This window comes from Microvirga sp. GN3, assembly GCF_055792825.1.
Window position 1 is genome coordinate 223256 of the sequence record NZ_JBVVAK010000001.1, and the last position, 6893, is coordinate 230148.

The following is a 6893-nucleotide window of genomic DNA, read 5'->3' on the forward strand; positions in this document are numbered from 1 at the left end:
GAACAAAAAAAGAACTTGCGAGAGAGAACAAAGTAAGTACATATATTTCCTCAACACCGCGTTGAGATTCAACTCCCCTCCGTGCCATAAGGATGTCGGTCATGTCACAGTCCTCTCTGAGACTGGTGGAAAGCTCATCAATGGATAAAGATAAATCGAAAGCTCTCGACGCGGCGCTCTCCCAGATCGAGCGTGCCTTCGGCAAAGGCTCGATCATGCGGCTCGGCAAAGGCCAGCAGCCCGTGGAAATCGAGACCGTTTCGACGGGTTCCCTCGGCCTCGACATCGCGCTCGGCGTCGGCGGTCTGCCCCGCGGCCGCATCATCGAGATCTACGGGCCGGAATCGTCGGGCAAGACGACACTCGCCCTGCACACCATCGCCGAGGCCCAGAAGAAGGGCGGCGTCTGCGCTTTCGTGGACGCGGAGCACGCGCTCGATCCGGTCTATGCCCGCAAGCTCGGGGTCAATCTAGACGATCTCCTGATCTCCCAGCCCGACACGGGTGAGCAGGCGCTCGAGATTGCCGACACGCTGGTGCGGTCCGGCGCGGTCGACGTGCTCGTCATCGACTCGGTGGCGGCTCTGACCCCCAAGGCCGAACTCGATGGTGAGATGGGCGAGGTTCAGCCGGGCCTCCAGGCTCGGCTGATGAGCCAGGCCCTGCGCAAGCTCACCGGTTCGATCTCGCGCTCGAACACAATGGTGATCTTCATCAACCAGATCCGCATGAAGATCGGCGTCATGTATGGTTCGCCGGAGACCACGACGGGCGGCAACGCGCTGAAGTTCTACGCGTCCGTGCGCCTCGACATCCGCCGCGTCTCGACCCTGAAGGATCGCGACGATCCGATCGGCAACCAGGTGCGCGTCAAGGTCGTCAAGAACAAGGTCGCTCCGCCCTTCAAGCAGGTCGAGTTCGACATCATGTTCGGCGAGGGCGTGTCCAAGGTGGGCGAGCTCATCGATCTGGGCGTCAAGGCCGGCATCGTCGACAAGTCCGGCGCCTGGTTCTCCTATGACAGCCAGCGCCTCGGACAGGGTCGCGAGAACGCCAAGCAATTCCTGCGCGACAACCCCGAGATCGCCGGCAAGATCGAGGCCCTCATCCGCCAGAATGCCGGCTTGCTCGCCGATCGCATCCTGGAGCAGGCGACCCCGACCGCCGACGACCTCGATGAGGGACCCGCGGATTAAGTTTGCTCTCCTTCAAGGGCAAAGAGAGGCCGTCGCGAGAGATCGCGGCGGTCTTTTCGTTTGTTTTCCCTGACTGAACGTCATCCCGGACGAAGCGCAGCGGAGATCCAGGATCGTGCAAACCAGCTTGGCACTGTCATCCCGGGGCCGCGCAGCGGAGCCCGGGATCCATAACCACGATCTTCGACCAGTTCGGTGCCGTCAGCGGTTATGGATCCCCGCCTGCGCGGGGATGACGAGGTTGAAGTCCAAGTGCCACACTCGTCTTGCGATCCCGGATCGCCTGTCGGCGTCCGGGATGACGCAAGGGATTAGACGACGCGCCGCCTCGACAGGGCGGGCGCGGGCGGCTAAAACCGGCCACCACCAAGACCTTTCGGGCCTGAAAAGCCCCTATCCCTGAGTTTGAAAACCCATGAGCGGCGTCAACGAAATCCGGTCGGCCTTCCTCGATTACTTTGCCAAGAACGGCCATGAGGTCGTAGCCTCGAGCCCCCTCGTGCCGCGCAACGACCCGACCCTGATGTTCACGAATGCCGGCATGGTGCAGTTCAAGAACGTCTTCACTGGTGTCGAGAAGCGCCCCTACAGCACGGCCACGACGTCGCAGAAATGCGTGCGCGCCGGCGGCAAGCACAACGATCTCGACAATGTGGGCTACACGGCGCGCCACCACACCTTCTTCGAGATGCTCGGCAACTTCTCGTTCGGGGATTATTTCAAGGAGCGGGCCATCGAGCTCGCCTGGAACCTGATCACCAAGGAGTTCGACCTGCCGAAGGACAAGCTCCTCGTCACCGTCTATCACACGGACGACGAGGCGGCGGAGCTGTGGAAGAAGATCGCCGGCTTCTCGGATTCCAAGATCATCCGCATCCCGACCTCGGACAATTTCTGGCAGATGGGCGATACCGGGCCCTGCGGCCCCTGCTCGGAGATCTTTATCGACCAGGGCGAGGCGCTCTGGGGCGGCCCTCCCGGCAGCCCGGAGGAGGACGGTGACCGCTTCCTCGAGTTCTGGAACCTCGTGTTCATGCAATACGAGCAGATCGAGCCCGGCAACCGCATTGCCCTGCCCAAGCCCTCCATCGATACCGGCATGGGTCTGGAGCGCGTCTCCGCGATCCTGCAGGGCGTGCATTCGAACTATGACACGGACCTGTTCCGCACCCTGATCGAGGCCGTGGCCCATGCCACCGGCGTGGCACCCGAGGGTGACCGCAAGGCCTCGCACCGGGTGATTGCAGACCACCTGCGCACCTCCTGCTTCCTCGTGGCCGACGGCGTGCTGCCGTCGAACGAGGGTCGCGGCTATGTGCTTCGCCGCATCATGCGCCGCGCCATGCGCCATGCGCAGCTTCTGGGCGCCAAGGATCCGCTCATGTACCGCCTCGTACCGGCCTTGGTGCGCGAGATGGGACAGGCCTATCCGGAGCTCATCCGCGCCGAGGCGCTGATCACCGAGACCCTGAAGCTGGAAGAGACCCGCTTCCGCAAGACCCTGGAGCGCGGCCTCATCATCCTCGACGAGGAAACCCGTGAGCTCACGAAGGGGCAGAACCTCTCCGGCGACACGGCCTTCACCCTCTACGACACCTATGGCTTCCCGCTTGACCTGACGCAGGACGCGCTGAAGCCCCGCGGCATCGGCGTCGACACGGATGCCTTCAACGCCGCCATGGAGCGCCAGCGCGAGAAGGCGCGCGCGGCCTGGTCCGGTTCGGGCGAGGCGGCGACCGAGACCGTCTGGTTCGGCGTCAAGGAGCGTACTGGTGCCACCGACTTCCTCGGCTATGACACCGAGACGGCCGAGGGCATCGTCCTGGCGCTCCTGAAGGACGGCCAGGAGGTGACCGAGCTCAAGGCTGGCGAGACCGGCCTCGTGGTCCTTAACCAGACGCCATTCTACGGCGAATCCGGCGGTCAGGTCGGCGATACCGGCGTGATGCAGGGCGAGGGCGCGCGAGTCTTCGTGACCGGCACCGAGAAGAAGCTCGGTGACCTCTTCGTGCACCGCGTCACCGTGGAGCACGGCTCCCTGAAGCTCAATCAGTCACTGGAGCTGATCGTTGATCACGAGCGCCGCTTCGCCGTGCGCTCCAACCATTCGGCGACCCATCTCCTGCACGAGGCGCTGCGCCAGGTGCTCGGCGATCATGTGGCCCAGAAGGGCTCGCTGGTGGCGCCCGACCGCCTGCGCTTCGATTTCAGCCATCCCAAGCCCATCGAGGATGCGGAACTGGCCAGGGTCGAGGAGATCGCCAACAAGGTGCTGCTGCAGAATGAGCCGGTCGTCACCAAGCTCATGGCAGTGGACGAGGCCATCGAGTCCGGCGCCCGCGCGCTCTTCGGTGAGAAATACGGCGACGAGGTCCGCGTGGTCTCCATGGGCAAGGGCGAGACCAACAAGGCTTTCTCCATTGAGCTTTGCGGCGGCACCCATGTGAACCGCACCGGCGATATCGGCGTCGTCACCATCGTCGGCGAGAGCGCGGTCGCCGCAGGCGTGCGCCGTCTCGAAGCCATGACAGGCGAGGCCGCACGCCGTCACCTCGCCGAGGAAAGCCGCAAGCTGCGCGAGGTCGCGGGTCTTTTGAAGACTCCGGTGGACGAAGTCTCCGCGCGCCTCACGGCCCTTCTGGAAGAGCGCCGCAAGCTGGAACGCGATCTGGCCGAGGCACGCCGCAAGCTCGCCATGGGCGGCGGTAGTGCGGGCGGGGACGATCCGGTCAAGGACATTGCCGGCATCAAGCTCATGGCTCGTGCGGTCACCGGCGTCGAGATGAAGGACCTCAAGAGCCTCGCCGACGAGGGCAAGAAGCGCCTCGGCTCCGGCGTCGTCGCCATCGTCGGCGTTGGGGAAGACGGCAAGGCCGGCATCGTCGTCGGCGTGACCGAGGACCTGACGGCGAAGGTCGATGCGGTCGCCCTCGTGCGCGTCGGGTCGGAAAAGCTCGGCGGCAAGGGCGGCGGCGGACGTCGCGACATGGCCCAGGCCGGCGGCCCCGACGGTGCCCAGGCGGAAGCCGCGCTCGCTGCCATCGAGGCGGCGCTGGCGGCTGCTTGAGACCACCTGTTATCCCGGACGGCGAAAGCCGATCCGGGATCGTCGGCAGAATAGGCGTCAGACACTCAACACTGTCATCCCCGCGCAGGCGGGGATCCATAACCACGACATTCAGAGGAATTGCACAGCGGTATCCGCTTCGCTTTCCTTGCATCGTCAGCGGTTATGGATCCCGGGCTCCGCTACGCGGCCCCGGGATGACGGTTGGAGAGCAGCGCCTCAATCGTGATCCGGATGCTGCCGGGATGCCATCTTCTCCAACTCCGCCGACGTTGCATAATCGTCCGTCCGCTGGCCGGGCAGGGTGTGCAGCATCTCGAAGGCAGGAAGCTTGCTCTCGAGACCATACTGGATCTCCGGCGTGACTCGGCCCGGCTCGTCGAGGCTTCCGATCGAGACACTGATGCGGTCGTTCTCCAGATAGGAATAGGTGAGCGGCGTCCCGCAATCGCGGCAGAAGCCGCGCTCCGCGGCCTCCGAACTCCTGAAGACGCCGAGCTCGCCCTTCGTCCAGACCAGATCCTTGCGCGGTACGCCGGTGAGCGGCGCGAAATAATTGCCGAAGGCCTTCTGGCACATGCGGCAATGGCAGATGCTGGCATGGGTCGGCTCGGACATCAGTGCATAGCGGACCGCACCGCATTGGCAGCCCCCGGTCATGACTGACTTCGTGGCATTGGTCATGGTATTTTCCCCTGTCTCGATCGATCAGCTAGATCCGAAGGCTCCGGTGTCAACTTGGCTGGGCGAATCGACCATCCGGGCCCTGATGGCTTATGGAAATGATTCACTATTGCGCCGGTTCCTCAACCTTTCCGAAAGTGCCGTTGTGACCCGGCCAGATCATTCCACTGCGGCTTCTGACAGCCGTCCTTCACCGGCTCGCCGGTTGCTCGTGATCCATAATCCGACGGCCGGGCGCGGCGAGCGCAGGAGGCTGGCCGCTATCCTGACCGCTCTTCGAGAGGAGGCGGTGCATGTTGAGCTGCAGGCGACAACAATTGCCGGTGATGCCGAGCGCGCGGCGCGCGACTGCGATCCCAATGTCGATGCTGTGGTGGTGGCCGGCGGAGACGGAACCATCAACGAGGCGATCAATGGCCTGATGGCGCGGGAGCTGTCACCGGTGCCGGCTCTCGGGATCATCCCCATCGGCACCACTAATGTGCTGGCGCGGGACCTCCGCATTCCGAGACAGGCCGATGCGCTGGCGCGCCTTCTCGCCTATGGGCGAATGCGGGACATTCATGTGGGCTGCGCGAATGGGCGATATTTCTCGCTCATGTGCGGGATTGGCATGGATGCGCATGTCGTCAACCGCACCAGCCTTCGCCTGAAGAAAAGGATCGGCAAGCTGGCTTATGTCCTGCAGGGCCTGCGCGAGCTCGTGGCCGGGGTGCCGCGCCGCTATCGGGTCGAGATCGATGGATCGGAGGTGGTGGAGGCAGCCTCCGTCATCGTGGCGAAGAGCCGGTTCTATGGCGGCGAATTCCAGCTCGCTCCAAAGGCGGATATCGGCAAGCCGGAACTCCAGATCTGCCTCTTCCTGCGTGGAGGACGGCTGAGCACGCTCCTCTACATCATCGGCATGGGCATAGGTCATCTCGACCGCATGCTGGGCTATCGGACAGTCCCGGCGCAGCATGTCCGCATTACCGGCCATGATGGAGACCCGGCACAGCTGGACGGAGACTGTCGAGGCTGCCTCCCGCTTGAGATCGGATTGGGTGAGCGCCCGCTGCCGGCGATCGCACCTTGAGAAAGAGCGGTTTCCACGAACGGTCTAGGATGGCGGGGTCCAAGCATATTGAGGCAGGGCAAACCATAACCCACCCGGATCCTCGTCCTGCGCGCCATTGGCCAGCCATTCGCGGATGACATTCTCGATGATTTCTTCGGGCCGCGAGCCATACTGGCGCTGCAAGATCCAGTCATGCGGTCCATCAGGTCCTCCACCGATAACCGGCACCGCGCCGCGCGACAGAAGTTCGGCGATGCAGCGGCGGACATAATCGGTCAATGCATCGCCTTTGAGGTCGAAGCCGCGACGTGCCCCAGGCACAATCTGCCACATGCCAACAGCATCGATCGGCAGTTCGTTGGCAACCTCAATAATGTGCTCACCGATGGTGTTTCCGTAATATTTATGCCGAAGTTCCGAAGTCATTTCTTGTGTACCTTGTAGCCACTATTGATCTGCGGATGGTCGTTTCTAATGACGTCAAAGGTAATTCCATTCTGCTCACTGCGTCGCACACCGAAGATGGATCCGTCCGGACGCTGATACCATTCACCTCGATAGCCATGGGGAGACGGAACAACCCTTGCGCCTGGACTAATACCTTCAAGCAGATCTTGAAATTCCCCTCGAGAGACTGTTCGAATGTCAACTCTAGATCGCGCGTTTCTGTCACCAACTGGCTGTCCATTGCGGAGCAAGACTTCGTGCATTGGTAGTGGTGCCGATTCCCTGGCTCCAATCTCCCTCAACCGCGCTCTCGCCTGCTGGTAATTACCCACGCCCCATTCAGAACTGAGGTTCAGGCGGACACGGTCTGAAGGATCGTCTTGAACGCATTGGTTCCCGGGCCGAGGCGAGCCGTGTCGACGACGGTGCGAATGTCGGCTTC

Annotated in this window: 5 protein-coding genes; 3 read left to right on the forward strand and 2 right to left on the reverse strand. The window is 63.0% G+C overall.

What is annotated here, in order from left to right:
- Nucleotides 1–101: 101 nt before the first annotated feature.
- Both recA and alaS read left to right on the forward strand, forming a co-directional pair.
- On the forward strand, nucleotides 102–1196 hold the full coding sequence (gene recA / locus ACS5Q1_RS00990) for a recombinase RecA (RefSeq protein ID WP_473096439.1): 1095 nt from the start codon (nucleotides 102–104) through the stop codon (nucleotides 1194–1196).
- Nucleotides 1197–1611: 415 nt separating this feature from the next.
- The gene (alaS, locus tag ACS5Q1_RS00995; RefSeq protein WP_473096440.1) at nucleotides 1612–4263 is read left to right on the forward strand and encodes an alanine--tRNA ligase; all 2652 of its coding nucleotides are present in this window, start codon (nucleotides 1612–1614) and stop codon (nucleotides 4261–4263) included.
- Nucleotides 4264–4482: 219 nt separating this feature from the next.
- Here alaS and ACS5Q1_RS01000 read toward each other — a convergent pair whose 3' ends face one another.
- Nucleotides 4483–4947: a GFA family protein gene (locus ACS5Q1_RS01000; protein WP_473096441.1), complete on the reverse strand. Its 465-nt coding sequence runs from the start codon at nucleotides 4945–4947 to the stop codon at nucleotides 4483–4485.
- Between the two features lie 46 nt (nucleotides 4948–4993).
- On the opposite strand from ACS5Q1_RS01000, the gene ACS5Q1_RS01005 reads away from it, so the two are divergent.
- Nucleotides 4994–6022, forward strand: coding sequence for a diacylglycerol/lipid kinase family protein (locus ACS5Q1_RS01005; RefSeq protein ID WP_473096442.1), 1029 nt, complete (start codon nucleotides 4994–4996; stop codon nucleotides 6020–6022).
- A gap of 24 nt (nucleotides 6023–6046) precedes the next feature.
- On the opposite strand, the gene ACS5Q1_RS01010 is transcribed toward ACS5Q1_RS01005, so the two are convergent.
- Nucleotides 6047–6430, reverse strand: coding sequence for a hypothetical protein (locus ACS5Q1_RS01010; RefSeq protein WP_473096443.1), 384 nt, complete (start codon nucleotides 6428–6430; stop codon nucleotides 6047–6049).
- Nucleotides 6431–6893: the final 463 nt, after the last annotated feature.